The organism is Nonomuraea sp. NPDC050022, assembly GCF_044460705.1.
GTDB lineage: Bacteria > Actinomycetota > Actinomycetes > Streptosporangiales > Streptosporangiaceae > Nonomuraea.
In genome coordinates this window covers 276,339-291,261 of record NZ_JBITKE010000014.1, presented here as the reverse complement: position 1 = coordinate 291,261, position 14,923 = coordinate 276,339, and the positions used below count along the sequence as shown (strand labels likewise).

Sequence of the window (14,923 nt, the reverse complement as noted above, 5' to 3'; positions counted from 1 at the left end):
GGAGCCCGCGGGCGCCGTGACCAGAACGACCCGCGACCTCGTCAGGGCGGCCATGTCCGGCTGGCTCGGCACGGCGATGGAGTTCATGGACTTCCAGCTGTACTCGCTGGCGGCCGCCATCGTCTTCAACAAGATCTTCTTCCCGGACGTCAGCCCGGCCATCGGCCTGATCGCCGCCATGGCCACCTACGGCGTCGGATATGTCGCCCGGCTCGCCGGGGCCATCTACTTCGGCCGGATGGGCGACCGGATCGGCCGCAAGAAGGTCCTGATCATCACCATCCTGCTCATGGGCGCCTCGACCACGCTGATCGGCGTACTGCCGACCTACGCGGTGATCGGCATCCTCGCCCCGATCCTGCTGGTCGCCCTGCGGCTGATCCAGGGCTTCGGGGCCGGCGCCGAGATCGCCGGGGCCACCGTCATGCTCGCGGAGTACGCCCCTGTACAGCGTCGCGGCCTGGTCTCCTCACTGGTGTCGCTCGGCACCAACACCGGCACGCTGGCGGCCTCGGGCCTGTGGGCGATCCTGCTCGCCGTCCTCAGTGAGGATCAGCTGCTCACGTGGGGCTGGCGGGTGCCGTTCCTGCTGAGCTTCGTGCTCATGGTCTTCGCGGTGTGGGTACGCCGCAATCTCAAGGAGAGCCCGGTCTTCGAGGAACGCCCCGACGTCGTGGACGGCGTCGCGATGTCCCGTACGCAGGCCGAGGCCGCCTTCCAGAAGAAGGATGAGGGCGTGCTCGAGGCCGGGCTCCACCAGCGCAAGGGCAAGGCGTTCTTCCTGGCCCTGGGCCTGCGGTTCGGCCAGGCCGGCAACTCGGGCCTGGTCCAGACCTTCCTCGTCGGCTACATCGCCGCCACGCTGCTCGTCGACCGGTCGATCCCGACCAGCGCCATCGTCTACGGCTCATTGCTGGGCTTCGTCACCGTGCCGGTGGTCGGCCTGCTCGGCGACCGTTTCGGCCGCCGGCCCATGTACATCGCGGTCACGCTGCTGACCATCGCGTTCGCGTTCCCGATGATGCTGATGATCATCTCTGGCAGCACGGCGGCCCTGATGCTGGGCATGATCCTCGGGCTGAACGTCGGTGTCCTGAGCCTGTTCTCGCTGGAGAGCGTCACGATGGCCGAGCTGTTCGGCTCCCGGACCCGCTTCACCCAGCTCGCCCTGGCCAAGGAGATCGGCGGCATCCTGGCCACCGCCATCGGCCCGGTCGTGGCGGCCACCCTCACCGCCGTCACCGGCAGCTGGTGGCCCATCGCGGCGATGCTCGTCGTCTACTCGCTCATCACCCTGCTGTCCGCGGTCCTCTCCCCCGAGACTCGCGGGCGCGACCTGGTCCGGTTGGAGGACGCGGTATGAAGTCGGCCGTCGTACACGGTCCCGGTGACCTCCGGATCGACGAGCGCCCCGAGCCGGTGGCGGGGGAAGGGCAGGTCCTGCTCGCCATGGAGTGGGGCGGGATCTGCGGCTCCGACATCTCGTACTGGAAGAACGGGGCGTCCGGGACCGCCGTGCTCAAGCACCCTCTGGTGCTCGGGCACGAGGTCGCCGGCCGGATCGCCGGGATCGGCGCGGGCGTCAGCGGGCTGACGGTCGGGCAGCCGGTCACCGTGCACCCGGCCGAGCTGGTCGGCGACGGCCGCCTGCCCGAACGGCTCGCCGGCCGCACGAACCTCTACCCCCGGGTCCGCTACTTCGGGTCGGCCGCCTTCGACCCGCACACCGACGGCGGGTTCAGCGAGTACCGGGTGGTCCGCGCGGATCAGATCCGGCCGCTGCCCGAGGGCGTGGACACCGAGCGCGGCGCCCTCGCCGAGCCCCTCGCCGTGGCGATGCACGCCGTGCGTCGCGCCGGGGACCTGCGCGGGAAGACCGTGCTCGTCAACGGCTCCGGCTCGATCGGCTCACTGGTCGTGGCCGCCGCGAAACACCGCGGGGCGGGCATGGTCATCGCCTCGGACCTCTCCGCGACCTCGCTCGCCGTCGCCCGCGCCATGGGCGCGGACGAGACCGTCCAGGTCGGCGGGGACGCCACGCTCCCCCAGGACGTCGAGCTGGTCTTCGAGGCCTCGGGCAGCCCGGCCGCGCTCGGCTCCGTCCTGCGGGCGACCGCCCGTGGCGGCACCCTCGTCCAGGTCGGCAGCCTGCCCGGCACGGCCGTCTCCGCGGCCCTCGGTGATCTGGTGACCAGGGAGATCACCTGGATCGGCTCCTACCGCTTCGCCGAGGAGATCGACGAGGCCCTGAGCGCCATGCGGGACGGCCTCGACGTCTCCCCGATCATCAGCCACCGCTTCGACCTCGACCGGGCTGCCGAGGCGCTCGCCATCGCCGCCGACCCCGCGAGCGGCAGCGGCAAGGTGATGCTGCGGCTCGGCGGGGCGGAGCGGTGAGCACGGACCAGGCGGCTTCGGCGGCGACGTTCCCGGAGGCCACGAAGTCGTTGCCGTTGCCGCCGGTGCCGAAGACCTTGCCGGCGGTCTTGGCGATGAGGCCGCCGGAGCGCCACGTCTGCTGCTTGGCGGCCGAGACGGCGTACGGACGGACCCAGCTGTTGGTCTGGGCGACGACCAGGGGAGGAAGGTTCACCTGCTCCCCGGCGGCCTTCGGGACCGCGGCCGCTGAGGGGCTCGCGCCCTGCGCCGGCTCCACCAGCGGCTCGGCGTCACGCATGCGCTCCCGTGACTACGGAGATTTACCACAGAAGTTGACAAAGCTAGCAATTACCGCAGGTCAGCCAAGATCCGCCGCTGGTAGGAGGTGAGGGGCGGCCGGGTCGCCTCGCGCACGACCTGGGCGGCGCGAGCGCGGTCACCCATCCGGGCCAGGGCACGGGCGCACAGGTACGCCACCAGCCCCTGATCACGCCCCCCGAGCAGGGCCGCCTCCAGCTCGACGGACGCCTCCTCGGCCCGGTCCAGCTCGGCCAGTGCCAGGGCACGGGCGGCGATGGTGGCCGGTTCGGCGGGCTCGCGTACCCGGTCGAGGTCACGCAGCGCCAGCTCGGGCTTGCCGAGGTCGGCGAGGATCCCGCCGCGTGCCCGCAGCGCGACGGGCGTGTCACCGTCCGCCGACAGCACGCTGTGCAGGATGGGGAGCGCCGCCTGCGGGTTGCCCGTGTGCCACAGCACGGTGGCCAGCTCGACCTGCACGGCCAGGTCGCCCGGCACCCTGCCCACGGCCGCGAGCAGCTCCGCGATGGCTTCGTCCGGGCGCCCCTGGTGCAGGATCACCCGGCCGGCCGCGGCCAGCGAGTGGCCCACCGCCGAGGTGTCCCGCAGCCGCTCATAGACCTGGCTGGCCTGCTTGTAGCACTTCTCGGCCGTCGCCCATTTCCCCGCCGTGGCCGCGAGGTTGCCGAGGAAGGACTCGATCTCCGCACGCGTGCGGAGCTCGTCCGCACCGCAAGCGTCCCTGGCCTTCTCGCCGTGCGTCCCGGCCAGCTTGGAGTCACCGTCCGCCAGCACCTGCTCGGCCACGCGCAGGTGCTCGGCGGCGCTCACGGGAGCCTGGCCGGAGCCGGGACGGGGACGAGCGCCGCCGAGCGCGCGCAGCACCGGCTGGAGCAGCCGGTCGTGCTGGAGCTCGCACCACCGTGAGCCCGACCGCATCTCCGCCTTGAGCACGTGCCGGTCGATCAGCGCCTTGACCACACGGTTGGACATGCCCGCGGTCTGGGTCTCCCCCTCGTAGGCGATGCCCCGGGTGCCGAGCTCGGTGATGAACGTCTCCCGCAGCCAGGCGCCCAATCGGTCGACGGGGATCTCGTAGTCGTGCCCGATCTGGGCCAGGGCCTGGTCGAGGAAGTCGCCCAGGGATCGGTCGACGTCCGCGTGCCGTTCCACGTACTCCGGGGTGATGACCGTCAGGTCGAGGGGGCAGGAGTTCCACAGCGCGGAGCAGACGATCTGGAGCTGTACCGGCTCCACGTGCTCCACGAGGTAGGAGGCCGGGCTGCCGGTGCCCTGCAGCCGCACCGTGCGCAGCTCCCTGACCAGGGTCTCGGCGGCCTGGGGCGCGTAGGAGCGTTCCCTTCCGGCGAGCGGCTCCCTGATCGCGGCCAGCGCCTCCTCTTCCCGGAACGGGTTCAGCACCACCGACGCCGACGGGCCGCCGCTGCGCAGCGGGTCGCCGTGTGCCATGAGCCGGGCCAGGTAGTCCTCCCTGATCGACAGGAGCAGGCGCAGGTCCTCGTTGTCGTCGAGGGCCTCGGCGAGCTGGGCGATGAAGGGGTCGCGGAAGCTTTGGCGGTGGGAGAAGTCGAAGAAGAGCTCCTCGGCCTGGTCGATGGCCACCAGGATGGGGATGGGGTCGCCGTACTTGTCGACCCTGGGGCCGCGCCGCCGTAAGAACTGCTGGACGGTGAGCCCCGACAGCCGCGTGAGCGACTCGCCCGGAGCCCACGACGACAGCAGCGCCACCGTGAACGGGTTGCGCTCGGGCAGCGCGACCATCGGGAAGGCCGAGCCGTGGGAGAGCCGCCCGATCGGCAGCACGTCCACCCGCTTGTTCGCCAGCTCGGGCAGCACACCGGCCTCCAGCACGGACGTCTTGCCCACTCCTGACGGTCCGTGCAGCATCGTGAGACGGTGCGCCTGCCACATCACGGAGATCTCGTACGCCTTGGCGTCCCGCCCGAAGAAGCGTTTCTGGTCGTCCTTCGTGTAGGAGCGCAGGCCCACGTACGGCTCGGCTGCGAAGGCGCCGGTCGGCGGCTCGGCGCTCACGACCGGTTTCCCATACGCTCGTCCAGCTCCGCGCAGAACTGGCGAGGGGTGCCCCAGAAGATGGAGACCTCCCAACCGTCGAAATATCGGTCGAGGTATTCCTTGGCGCGCAGGGCGGCGCCGGGTTTCACATTCTCGTTGCCGGGCGTGAGCTGGACGCTGACATGACGCCGGCGGCGGATGGCCGGGTAACGTCTGATCAGTCCATGGAACAGCACCCGAAACGTCCATTCCTGAAGCGTGTAGCCGAGAAAGAGCAGCGGCCGGTTCGCCAGGGCATCGAGGATGATCGGCGGAATCACATGCCGGTTGTGCTGCGCTCGCGCGGTGGTCATGTGCACGAGGAAGTCGATGTAATCCTCTTCGGTCAGCACCATGGACGACGAGAGGCTCGTGCTTCCGTAGAGATGGTAGACCAGCGGCCGGTTGACGTCGGGGCGTATTCCAGGGCCGCGCTCGAACAGGTTTCTGTCGTACGGCACGCCCTCGTGCCACGGGCAAATGGCCGCGCTGGGCTCCTTACCGGAAGCGCGCAGTGCTCGAAAGAGGAAGTCGTCGTAATTGGTGGTCAGGAACACCGGAATGGGAAAGGCGGCGATGGAGGAGTGGATTTCCCCCGGAGTGGTGAAGTCCGGCGGCCCGATCGTCGAAAGGTGGCGGCTGAACTCGTGTTTCAGCCCGGCGTCGCCGAGGATGCTGCGGGCATACTGCATCACCCTGGCGAGATCGCCGTCGTCGGCGAAGGGATAGTCGAAGCGGGCCGCCCATTCACGGCTCAGCTCACCGCCGGACGGGACGTTGCCGCCGCTGGCCCCCGCGCCGATGAACGGCGTGCAGTCACCGGTGCGGAGCTGATCGATCAGCCGAGCCCAGTCGGATTCCTTCATCGGGGGCGACCTGCTCTCCTGGCACGACGAGGGCGTGGAGCACGAGGTACGACCCTATTTTTAGCTGGTGGCGGCAGGCCCGTCGATGCTCTGGCTGAACCCCGCGATCGGTCCCATAGTGTCCTCACCCGCGCGCAGGAGCGTACGCAGGGCATGGGCGAGCGCTGACGCGTCCAGCTCGTCGAGGTCGGTGAGCGACAGATCACTCACATCGACGAGACCCGGCTCGGCCAGCTCATCGCTCATTGAAGCTCCTACGATCCTGAATTCGGACACAGCGAACACGCCAACCTACCGACCGAGATTACATGGCGTCGTCCGTAAGGGTGACAATAACGTTCCTGCGACGCCCAAACGCTTTAATATAAGGAGGTCGCCAGCGACCCCGGAGGCGTGACGTGACAGGTTCGCAGCCAGAATCGGTCAGAACGGGGCGAGTGCCCGAAGTCTGGGGCAAGATCCCCACCCGCAACGTCAACTTCACCGGCCGGTCCAGCCTGCTTGAGCGCTTGCACGCGGGCCTGTCCACCGAGGTGACCGCCGTCGTCCCGCACGCCCTGCACGGCCTGGGCGGGGTGGGCAAGACCCAGCTCGCGGTCGAATACGCGCACCGGTTCAAGGCCGAGTACGACGTGGTCTGGTGGATCCCCGCCGACCAGCCCCTTCTGGTCAAGTCGTCGCTGGCAGGCCTGGCGGCGCACCTCGGCCTGCAGGCCGCCACCCGGAGCGGCGCCGAGGACGCGGCCGACGCGGTGCTCGACGCCCTGCGGCGCGGCGTGCCCTACGACCGCTGGCTCCTGGTCTTCGACAACGCCGACCAGCCGGAGGAGATCAGCGAGCTCATCCCCCAGGGGCCGGGGCAGGTGATCGTCACCTCGCGCAACCACCGCTGGCAGGGCATCGTCGACACCGTCGCGGTGGACGTCTTCGACCGGGTGGAGAGCGTGGAGTTCCTCTCCAGGCGCGCGGCGCTGTCCGGCGCCGACGCCGACCGGCTCGCCGAGCAGCTCGGCGACCTCCCGCTGGCACTGGAGCAGGCGGGCGCGCTGCACGTGGAGACCGGCATCTCGGTGGACGACTACCTCCGGCTGCTGAAAGAGCAGACCAGCGCCCTGCTCTCGGAGAGCAAGCCGTCCGAATACCCGATGCCCATGACCGCCGCGTGGGCGCTGTCGGTCGCGCAACTGCGCAGCAAGCTGCCCGAGGCGGTCGACGTGCTGCGCTGCTGCGCCTTCTTCGGCCCGGAGCCGATCCCCCGCGACGTCTTCCGCCGGGCCGGCCATCAGGCGTCCGACGCCAGGTTGAGCAGCATCTTCGGGGACACGATCCTGCTCACCAGGGCGATCAGGGAGCTGGGCAGGTTCGCGCTGGCGACCATCGACTCGCAGTCACGCACGATCCAGGTGCACCGGCTGGTCCAGGCGCTGCTGCGGGACGAGCTGGATGAGGACGAGCGCCGGCGCTTCCGGCACGAGGTGCACCTGCTGCTCGCCGGCGCGGCGCCGAAGCAGCCCGACGAGACGGCCAGCTGGCAGCGCTACAACGAGCTGATCGCGCACATCCTGCCGGCCCGGGTGGAGGACTGCGCGGATCCGGCGGTCCGGAGCATGGTGCGCGACGTCCTCTACTACCTCAATCGCTCGGGCAACTACCAGTCCGCGCGCATCTTCGCGGAGCAGTTCGTGGCGAAGTGGACCGAGGAGTCGGGGCCCGAGCACCCTGACGTGCTGATCGCCCAGCGCCACCTCGGCACCATCATCCGCGAGCTGGGCGAATACCGGGCCGCCTACGATCTCGACAGCGCCACGCTGGCCACGATGACCGAGGTGCTCGGCCCGGAGGACCGCGAGACCCTGGTGCTGAGCAGCGGGTTCGCGGCCGACCTGCGGGCCGCCGGCGACTGGTCGGCGGCCCGGGAGCTGGACGAGCGGCTGCGGACCCAGCATGTGACCGTGTTCGGCGAGCAGGCGGCGGCGACCCTGCAGATCATGAACAACCTGGCCGTCGACTACGGCCTCAACAGCGACTACCCGGCGGCCAGGAACCTGCACGACGTCGTGCACCGCAAGCAGAGCGAGAGCGCGGAGCGGATCGGCGAAGCCGACGTGCTCAACAGCTGGAACGGCCTGGCCAGGGCCGTCCGGCTGAGCGGCGACGCGCGGGAGGCGGTCGACCTCGGTGAGGACGCCTACGCGTACGGCGTCCAGGAGCTCGGCGCCGACCACCTGTGGACCCTGCGCACGGCCCGCGATCTGTCGATCGCCAAGCGCAGGGCAGGCGACCTCGATGGCTCGCTCGAACTCGCCCAGGACGTGCACTCCCGCCTGCAACGCATCATGGGCGACCACCATCCCGACACCGTCGCGGCGGCCAGCAACCTGTCCAACGCCCTGCGCGCGACCGGCGACATCGGCTTCGCCTACGACATCGCCGAGCAGGCGGTGGCGAGATACCGCGCCATCTACGGCGAGGACCACCCCTATGTCTACGGCTGCGAGACCAACCTGGCGGTCCTCCAGAGGCTGCGCGGCGACGCCGCGGCGGCCAAGGACACCGACGAGCGGGCGCTGGCCGGTCTCGACGCCCGGCTCGGGCGTGCTCACCACTACGCCCTGACCTGCGCCGTCAACCTCGCCAGCGACCATGCCGCGCTGGACGACCACGACGGGGCAATGCGGCTGGGCAGCGAGACGCTCGTCAGTCTGCGCAGGACCTTTACCGACAGATACCCGCTGCTGCTGGCCTGCCTGTCCAACCTTGCCCTCGACACGCGCGCGTGCGGCCGGCAGGAAGAGGCCGACGCGCTGTACGCCGAGGCCCGGCGAGGTTACGCCGACGCCATGGGCCTCGATCATCCCGACGCGCGACTGGCCCTGGAAGAGGGCGCGCGCATGGACTGCGACTTCGACCCGCCCCCCATCTGATCCGGCTCCGGATGGCCGCCTCTTATCGCCAGGGCGAAGTCGTGATACAGGCCAGGCCGATCGCTCTGCCGCGCCTTGCGCAGCGTGAGCCGGAGTCCGAGGTAAAGGATCAGAAAACGCAGCGCGCCCAGGAGAAAAGGAGCGGCCGAGAAAAGCAGTACGGTTTCGGGCCACATTTTGCCTCCCTTGGTGATGCGTCCCGTATTCAGGGAAGGCGGCGGTGCCGGTGTCCCGCAATGATCCGGGTCAATGCCGGAAGGGTCTGGACGACCTGGTACATCGGCTTGGTGAGCGGCGCCGATAAAGCGGATAATTCTGAATGAGTTCGTACGGATGCGGACAGGGGGACCGATGCCTGAAGAATCCCTCCAGGCGTTCATCGCGGCCCTGGGCGAACTACGCGGGCGGGCCGGCGGCCCGTCCTACCGCGAACTGCGGCGGCTGAATCCCGAGCGGCTGGCGCCCAGCACCGTGCAGAGCCTGCTGGAGGGTGAGCGCAAACGGACGCCCTCGTGGCCGCTCGTCGACGCCTTCGTCCGCGCCTGCCTGGCCTTCGGGCGCGAGAACGGACTGCGTCTGGAGGACGACGAGGAGGCGTACGTCCGAGGGTGGCTGGACCGGCACCGGAGCGTCTCGGCGAGCATGAGCCAGGCGGCCGAGCCGGCACCGGACGACCGGGACGACTCCCTGCCGCGGATCCTGGGCGGCGGCACCCCGCCGGTCAGAGGCCATTTCTCCGGCCGCCGGCGCCTGCTCGCCGAGCTCGGCACCGCGATGGCCGCGCAGACGGGCTGGCCGGTGTGCCTGGTGGGGCCCGGCGGCCACGGCAAGACCCAGCTGGCCTCCGAATACATCCACCAGCATTCCTCCAGATACGTCACCGTCTGGTGGGTCAGGGCCGAGCAGCCGAGCCTGATCCGGACCGATCTGGCCTCCTTAGGGCACCGGCTCGACGAGGGCATCGGCGAGGCGGCGATCGTCTCGGAGACGCTGAAGCTGCTGCGGGAGGACCCGCGCTGGGCGCCGTGGCTGCTGGTGTTCGACAACGCCGGGCATCCGGCGACCATGGGGGCGTTCCTGCCGCGTGGCGGGTCGGGGCATGTGCTCATCACTTCCCGTGAGCCCGCGTGGGACGAGGTCGCGGTCCCTATCGACGTCGGCGTGTTCGAGCGCGGCGACAGCATCGAACTGCTCACCCGGCGGGTGCCCGGAATATCCGTCGACGAGGCTGGGCAGGTGGCGGAGGAGCTGGCGGACATGCCGCTCGGCGTCGTGCAGGCGGGCACGTACATCAAGGGCTCCGGCCTGGCCCCCGGGGCCTACCTCGCGCGGCTGCGGGAACAGCCCGGCCGGATGCTGGACCAGCATCCGCCGGTCGACTACGGGCGCGGGCTGGCCTCGGCGTGGGACCTGGGCTTCGAGACCCTCGCGCAGACCTGCCCCGAGGCCCTGCACCTGCTGCGGCGCTGCGCGTTCCTCCGGCCGGAGTCGATCTCGCGCGGCCTGCTGCGCCAGGGGCGCCTGGCGCTGTCGGGCGAGTCGGTCGCGGTGTTCCAGGATCCGGTGCTGGCCGACAACGCGATCCGGGCGCTCACCCGCTACGGGTTCGTCCGTCTGGCCGGTCAGGGCACGATCCAGGTGCACCGCCTGCTCCAGTCGACGGTCAAGGAGCGCATGGCCGGCGAGGAACGGGAGCGCGTACGGCGGGACGTGCACCGGCTGCTGGCCGGATTCGACTGCGGCGATCCGGACAACCGGGCGAACTTCCCTCGCTACGCCGAACTGGCCGGCCACGCCGAGGCGTCGTCCCTGGCCGACTCCACGGACGAGGAGGTGCGGGGCTTCGTCACCCGGCTGGTCGCGTACTTCCGGGCGATCAACGACGGGGAGGGCGCCGAGCGCTACAGCGGCGTCGCGCTCGAGGCCGGGGCCCGCACAACCGTTCATGACAGTACGGTGGCCCGGCCCGCGCCCGCGCCGGCCGTGCCGCGCCGGGCGCTCCTGGCCCAGGAGATGGAGCGCGACGACTGGGCCCGGCTGATCTACCAGGTGACCACGGGCGACTGCACGCCGATCGTCGGCGCCGACGTCTCCAGGGAGAAGGCCGCCAGGGTCCGGGCGATGAGCTGGGAGTGGGCCGGCCGGCTCGGCTACCCGTTCGCGGACGCGTGGGACTTCGAGTCCGTCCTGGACTACGCGGTGACGCTGCCGGACCAGGCGGCCATGGCCGAGGAGATCCTGGACGGGCTGCGCCGGGAGTGGGAGCGGCAGGACGAGGAGGACCCGCACGCGGAGGACCCGTACGCCTTCCTCGCCAAGATGCCCGCCACCTCCTACCTGACCACCGGCTACCACGGCCGGCTCGCGCGGTCGCTGCTGGGCGCGGGCCGGGAGCCCGTCATCAAGGTGCTGCCCTGGCGCCCGGAGCGCGCCGCGGCCGAGCCCGTGGTCGCGCCCACCCCCGAGCGGCCCCTGGTGTGTCACCTGGCCGGCTCGTACGACCTGCCGGGCTCGCTGGTGCTGTCGGAGAGCGACCGGCTGAGGTGCCTGCGGGTGGAGTACGACCAATGGTCGCCCGACATCCTCGGGGCGCTGGTGACGTACCCCTTCCTCATGATCGGCTTCAACCCTCGCTCATCGTCGTTCGACCTGCTGATGTCCCTGCTGTCGGGCGTCCCCAGCCCCAAGAGGAACATCATGGCGCTCTACGATCCGGGCCCCGGTGGGATGGAAGAGGCCGCCAGGAGGTATCACCTGGCCCGGATCGCCCGGCTGAACATCCGCGCGGCCGTCTTCTGGGGGGACGCCCGCGACTTCATCCAGGAATTGTCGCGCCGCCTGGAGACGACGGCGTGACCATGCCATTGCGCTCCTCCCACATCCGGCGGTGGGCCGCCGCGTCCCGGTGCGCCTTCTCGACGGCCTCGGCGGAGACCTCCTCCTCCCGCCAGGCGTTCAGGGTCCCGGCCATCCGGGCGACGAAGCGCTCGCCGGGCGGCGTGAGGAATCCACTCTCGGCGATCACCCGCGTCGCCCCCTCCGCGGCCTCCCACCAGCGGTAGAACTCGGCGCTCGCGGCCAGCGCCGCCTCCCCCCGCTCGTGCCGCCGCTGCCTGCGCCAGAACCCGCTGACCCCGACATAGGCGTACGCGCCCTGGAAGAGGCCGCCCAGCGGGCGGGGATCGTCGCGCCACGGCGCGTAGTAGCGCCGGTCGCCGGACGGCCGCAGCAGGGGCAGCACGTCGAGCACCGCCGACAGCTTCCCGTGCTGCACCTCGTGCGCGAACGTCAGCGCCAGCGTCGTCGCGTCAGGCGGCGTGGACAGCGCCACGCAGCCGAACGCCTCGCGCGAGCTGCCGCTGATCTGGTCACCGGGTACGTCGGTCAGCGGCGTCAGCACGCTCGTGGCGACGGACACCTCTTCCGCGACGGTCCGGTGATGGGCGAGCATCAGCTCCCATGACCGCCGCAGCGCCTCACCCCAGACGGCCAGCTCGTCGTCGGACAGCCGGTCCGCGGCCAGCCGGGCACCGGGCATCCGGTACGGGTCGAGGTCGTCGACACAAAGCGAGAGGGTCTCGCCGTGGGCCGTGGCCTCCAGGCGGCGCAGCGCCTGCCAGCCGGAGGCGTCCTGATGGGGATCGTCGGGGATGCGTACCGTCTCGTCACCGATCACCTCCGCCGGGCCGCCCGCGCGCCTGACCGTCGCCGAGGAGCCGGCGGAGCCGACGAGTACGGCCCGGCCGAGCGACGGCAGCATGATGCCGCCCTCCTCGGCGGGCACCTCGATCTCGAAGTCCATGCCCGAACGGACGGCGGCCGCGGCCGCTACGGCGGCCAGCCGGGCCGGCGAGTGCCCGCCGGACCCCGTCGCCAGCGCACGGTAGGCCAGCGCGTGGTAGGTACGCCAGGCCCAGGCGCCGACGGCGGGATGGCGGAGCACGGCTGCCACCGCCTCCGGGCGATGCCTCTGGGCCTCGCTCAGCAGCCGGTACGCCTCCGGGGCGACGCGGCCGACCCCGTGGATGAGCAGGACGTGCTTGCTGTGCTGGGCGCTGAGCAGCAGGCGGGCCGCCGCCGCGCCCCCCGCCCCCGAGCCCAGCGCCTGGAAGTGCTCGTCCGGGATGATGTGGTGCTTGAGGCTCATCGGCGCCCTTCCAGCAGGGCGGCGACGTCGCGTTCGACCTCGCCGCGGATATGGGTGATCAGACGGAACAGGTCATCGCAATACACCGAGCGGTTGCCGAAACCGCGGTCCGGGTCGTAGCGGTGCGCGTAGAGGCCGCCGCCGCAGACCGACAGGACCGGACAGTCCCGGCATTCCTTCGCGAGGGCCTCGGCGCCCAGTTGCCGGCTCATGACGGCCGGATGCCGCAGCACGGCGTCGAAGGTGTCGCGGGCGACGTGGAACCCGGTGACGGGAGCGCCGGGATAGGCGGACTTCAAGGTGTCGGACTGCTGGATGCCGCCGTCGGCCTCGATCACCACCATCCGGGCCGGGCCCAGCCCGAGGCTCTCGCTCGACGACGTGCCGCCCATGAGGAGGTGCAGGATGTCGGCGAACAACCGCACCTCGGTCTCCCGCCGCGGGGCGCCGTACCACCGGTCGAAGATCGGGATCAGCCAGTCGGCGTACGGTGTCGCGCCGTCCTCGGCGGGCAGGCCGGGCGGCGGTTCGGCCCAGTTGCCGTGCGGCAGGAGAAAGTCGATCCGCGGCGGCCCGGACTCCAGCAGCGCCTCGTAGGTGGTGAGGGGGTCGCTGTCGAGGTCGACCGTGCACAGCAGCCCGCCGTACAGGTGGAGGTAGCGCTCGGTGAGCAGGTCGAGCGCGGCGGAGACGGTCGCGTGGCTGCCGCTCCCGTCGGCCCGCCGCCGGTGCCGGTCATGATCGGCGGCGTCGCCGTCCAGGCTGAGGCCGACGCGGACCCCGAGATCGTCGAAGAGTTTCAGGTACGTCTCGTCGAGGCGCATCCCATTGGTCTGCAGGCTCACGTCGAGATGGACGCCCGGCCCCAGGGCCTGCCTGACGGCCCGGACGGTATGGGCGATGTGGTCGGCACCGGCCAGGAGCGGCTCCCCGCCGTGCAGGATCAGGTGGACGGACGGCATCCGGTGCGCGTGAGCGTGCTCGGCGATCCGGGAGGCGGTGTGCGCGATGACGTCTTTCGAAACCCGACGCGGCTGCTCTTTCCAGCTTTGATCGGCCATTTCGTAGACATAACAATAATCGCACCTCAAGTCGCATCTACTATGTATTTTTAGGATGAACTGGCACAAAGGCCATGGCTGCCATCCTTCCGGCGGCAGCGGCGTGACCTGGGGCTTTATCTCGCCCAGCCAGGTTTCATGCGAGCGTGGCACGTGGCCGAACCTACCGCTTATCCTCTCCGCGATTCTGCGGTGCCGGCCTTAATCGGCCGCCGGTGGTCCGTCGCGAGTAGCATGGCGGTCCTGACGATGTCGCCCACTGAGAGGACGAAACCCCGAATGTCGCAGCTGGATCCGTTCCGGCACTGCCTGACGTCCCTGCGCTACGAGGGTGACGGTCCGGGCGAGCCCATCACTCTGGAGCAGCGGGCGGCGGACCTGCGGCAGCGGCTGGCCGGTGATCGCGGGCTCGACGACCGGCAACCCGGCGAGCCGGTTCGCAACGTGACCGTCACGGAGCTCCAGGCGATGATCATCGCCGACCTGCTGGACGAGCTCGCCGCGCGCCTGTCCCCCGGCGCCGCCTTCGGGCCTGGCGACAGCGGAGAGGCGCTCGCTGGTCTGGCCAGGGACCTGTCTCAGGAACTGCTCGGCCAGACGTTCATCGGCACTCGGTGAGTCAGTCGCGCAGGAAGTCGGCGGCCTGACGGCGTAGCCGGTCCGGGGCGGTGGACCAGACGGGGGCCCGTGTCATCGCCTCCAGCTTGATCTTCTTCACCTCACGGGGTGCGTCATCGCGCACTCCGAGGTGCTGCCACAGCTGGTCCAGCTCGTCGTACGGCAGCTCCCACGACTCGCCGATCGCGCCCTCCGGCGGGGCCGGCGTCAGGAAGACCTCGTCGGCGGTCTGCGGCGGGTCGACCTGGACGATCGTCAGGCCGAGGCGTTCGGCGGCGTCGCGGAGGAGCCGACGGTGGCTCTCGACGGTCTCCGGCGGCGGCGTCCCATCGGCGAACAGGGCCAGCAGCCAGCCCGACTCGCCGACCCGCGAGAGGTCCAGGACGAGACGCACGCCGGTGCCGTCGGTGAAGGTGCGGTGTGCCAGGCTCGCCGCCTCCCCCGGCCCCTCGGCGCGCGCGACCTCGTCCAGGTCCAGGGCGCCGATCAGCTGCCGCACCTGATCGGCGGCCAGGCGCCCATGGGCCAGGACACGGAGTGCCGGCCAGAGCATCG

11 protein-coding genes are annotated in these 14,923 nt (G+C 70.8%); 5 read left to right on the top strand and 6 right to left on the bottom strand.

Annotation, left to right across the window (positions count from 1 at the left end; translation table 11 throughout):
• Positions 1–16: 16 nt before the first annotated feature.
• Both ACIBO2_RS47045 and ACIBO2_RS47040 read left to right on the top strand, forming a co-directional pair.
• Complete coding sequence (locus ACIBO2_RS47045) at positions 17–1,363, top strand: MFS transporter (RefSeq protein ID WP_358537929.1); 1,347 nt, start codon at positions 17–19, stop codon at positions 1,361–1,363.
• On the top strand, positions 1,360–2,397 hold the full coding sequence (locus tag ACIBO2_RS47040; RefSeq protein WP_358537926.1) for an L-idonate 5-dehydrogenase: 1,038 nt from the start codon (positions 1,360–1,362) through the stop codon (positions 2,395–2,397). The genes ACIBO2_RS47045 and ACIBO2_RS47040 overlap by 4 nt, the downstream gene beginning before the upstream one ends.
• Before the next feature lie 330 nt (positions 2,398–2,727).
• Here ACIBO2_RS47040 and ACIBO2_RS47035 read toward each other — a convergent pair whose 3' ends face one another.
• From ACIBO2_RS47035 to fxsA, 3 genes are read right to left on the bottom strand one after another with little or no spacing between them, the layout of a single operon-like run.
• Positions 2,728–4,731, bottom strand: coding sequence for a tetratricopeptide repeat protein (locus ACIBO2_RS47035; RefSeq protein ID WP_397304384.1), 2,004 nt, complete (start codon positions 4,729–4,731; stop codon positions 2,728–2,730).
• Positions 4,728–5,618 carry an SIR2 family protein gene (locus ACIBO2_RS47030; RefSeq protein WP_358537921.1) on the bottom strand — a complete coding sequence of 297 codons (891 nt, stop codon included), beginning with the start codon at positions 5,616–5,618 and terminating at the stop codon, positions 4,728–4,730. The genes ACIBO2_RS47035 and ACIBO2_RS47030 overlap by 4 nt, the downstream gene beginning before the upstream one ends.
• Before the next feature lie 60 nt (positions 5,619–5,678).
• Positions 5,679–5,864, bottom strand: coding sequence for an FxSxx-COOH cyclophane-containing RiPP peptide (gene fxsA, locus ACIBO2_RS47025; RefSeq protein WP_397304383.1), 186 nt, complete (start codon positions 5,862–5,864; stop codon positions 5,679–5,681).
• A gap of 191 nt (positions 5,865–6,055) precedes the next feature.
• Here fxsA and fxsT (ACIBO2_RS47020) point away from each other — a divergent pair, with 191 nt between their 5' ends.
• On the top strand, positions 6,056–8,542 hold the full coding sequence (gene fxsT / locus ACIBO2_RS47020) for an FxSxx-COOH system tetratricopeptide repeat protein (protein WP_358537916.1): 2,487 nt from the start codon (positions 6,056–6,058) through the stop codon (positions 8,540–8,542).
• Between the two features lie 351 nt (positions 8,543–8,893).
• Positions 8,894–11,398: an FxSxx-COOH system tetratricopeptide repeat protein gene (gene fxsT / locus ACIBO2_RS47015; protein ID WP_397304382.1), complete on the top strand. Its 2,505-nt coding sequence runs from the start codon at positions 8,894–8,896 to the stop codon at positions 11,396–11,398.
• On the opposite strand, the gene ACIBO2_RS47010 is transcribed toward fxsT (ACIBO2_RS47015), so the two are convergent.
• Both ACIBO2_RS47010 and ACIBO2_RS47005 read right to left on the bottom strand, forming a co-directional pair.
• Positions 11,358–12,689: an HEXXH motif domain-containing protein gene (locus tag ACIBO2_RS47010; protein ID WP_397304381.1), complete on the bottom strand. Its 1,332-nt coding sequence runs from the start codon at positions 12,687–12,689 to the stop codon at positions 11,358–11,360. The two genes, fxsT (ACIBO2_RS47015) and ACIBO2_RS47010, sit on opposite strands and share 41 nt — an antisense overlap.
• On the bottom strand, positions 12,686–13,903 hold the full coding sequence (locus ACIBO2_RS47005) for an FxsB family cyclophane-forming radical SAM/SPASM peptide maturase (RefSeq protein ID WP_397304380.1): 1,218 nt from the start codon (positions 13,901–13,903) through the stop codon (positions 12,686–12,688). The genes ACIBO2_RS47010 and ACIBO2_RS47005 overlap by 4 nt, the downstream gene beginning before the upstream one ends.
• Before the next feature lie 126 nt (positions 13,904–14,029).
• On the opposite strand from ACIBO2_RS47005, the gene ACIBO2_RS47000 reads away from it, so the two are divergent.
• Positions 14,030–14,368 (top strand): hypothetical protein, encoded by a 339-nt coding sequence (locus ACIBO2_RS47000; RefSeq protein WP_358537907.1) that lies wholly within the window; start codon positions 14,030–14,032, stop codon positions 14,366–14,368.
• Between the two features lies 1 nt (position 14,369).
• On the opposite strand, the gene ACIBO2_RS46995 is transcribed toward ACIBO2_RS47000, so the two are convergent.
• Positions 14,370–14,921, bottom strand: coding sequence for a hypothetical protein (locus tag ACIBO2_RS46995; protein ID WP_358537904.1), 552 nt, complete (start codon positions 14,919–14,921; stop codon positions 14,370–14,372).
• Between the last annotated feature and the right edge of the window lie 2 nt (positions 14,922–14,923).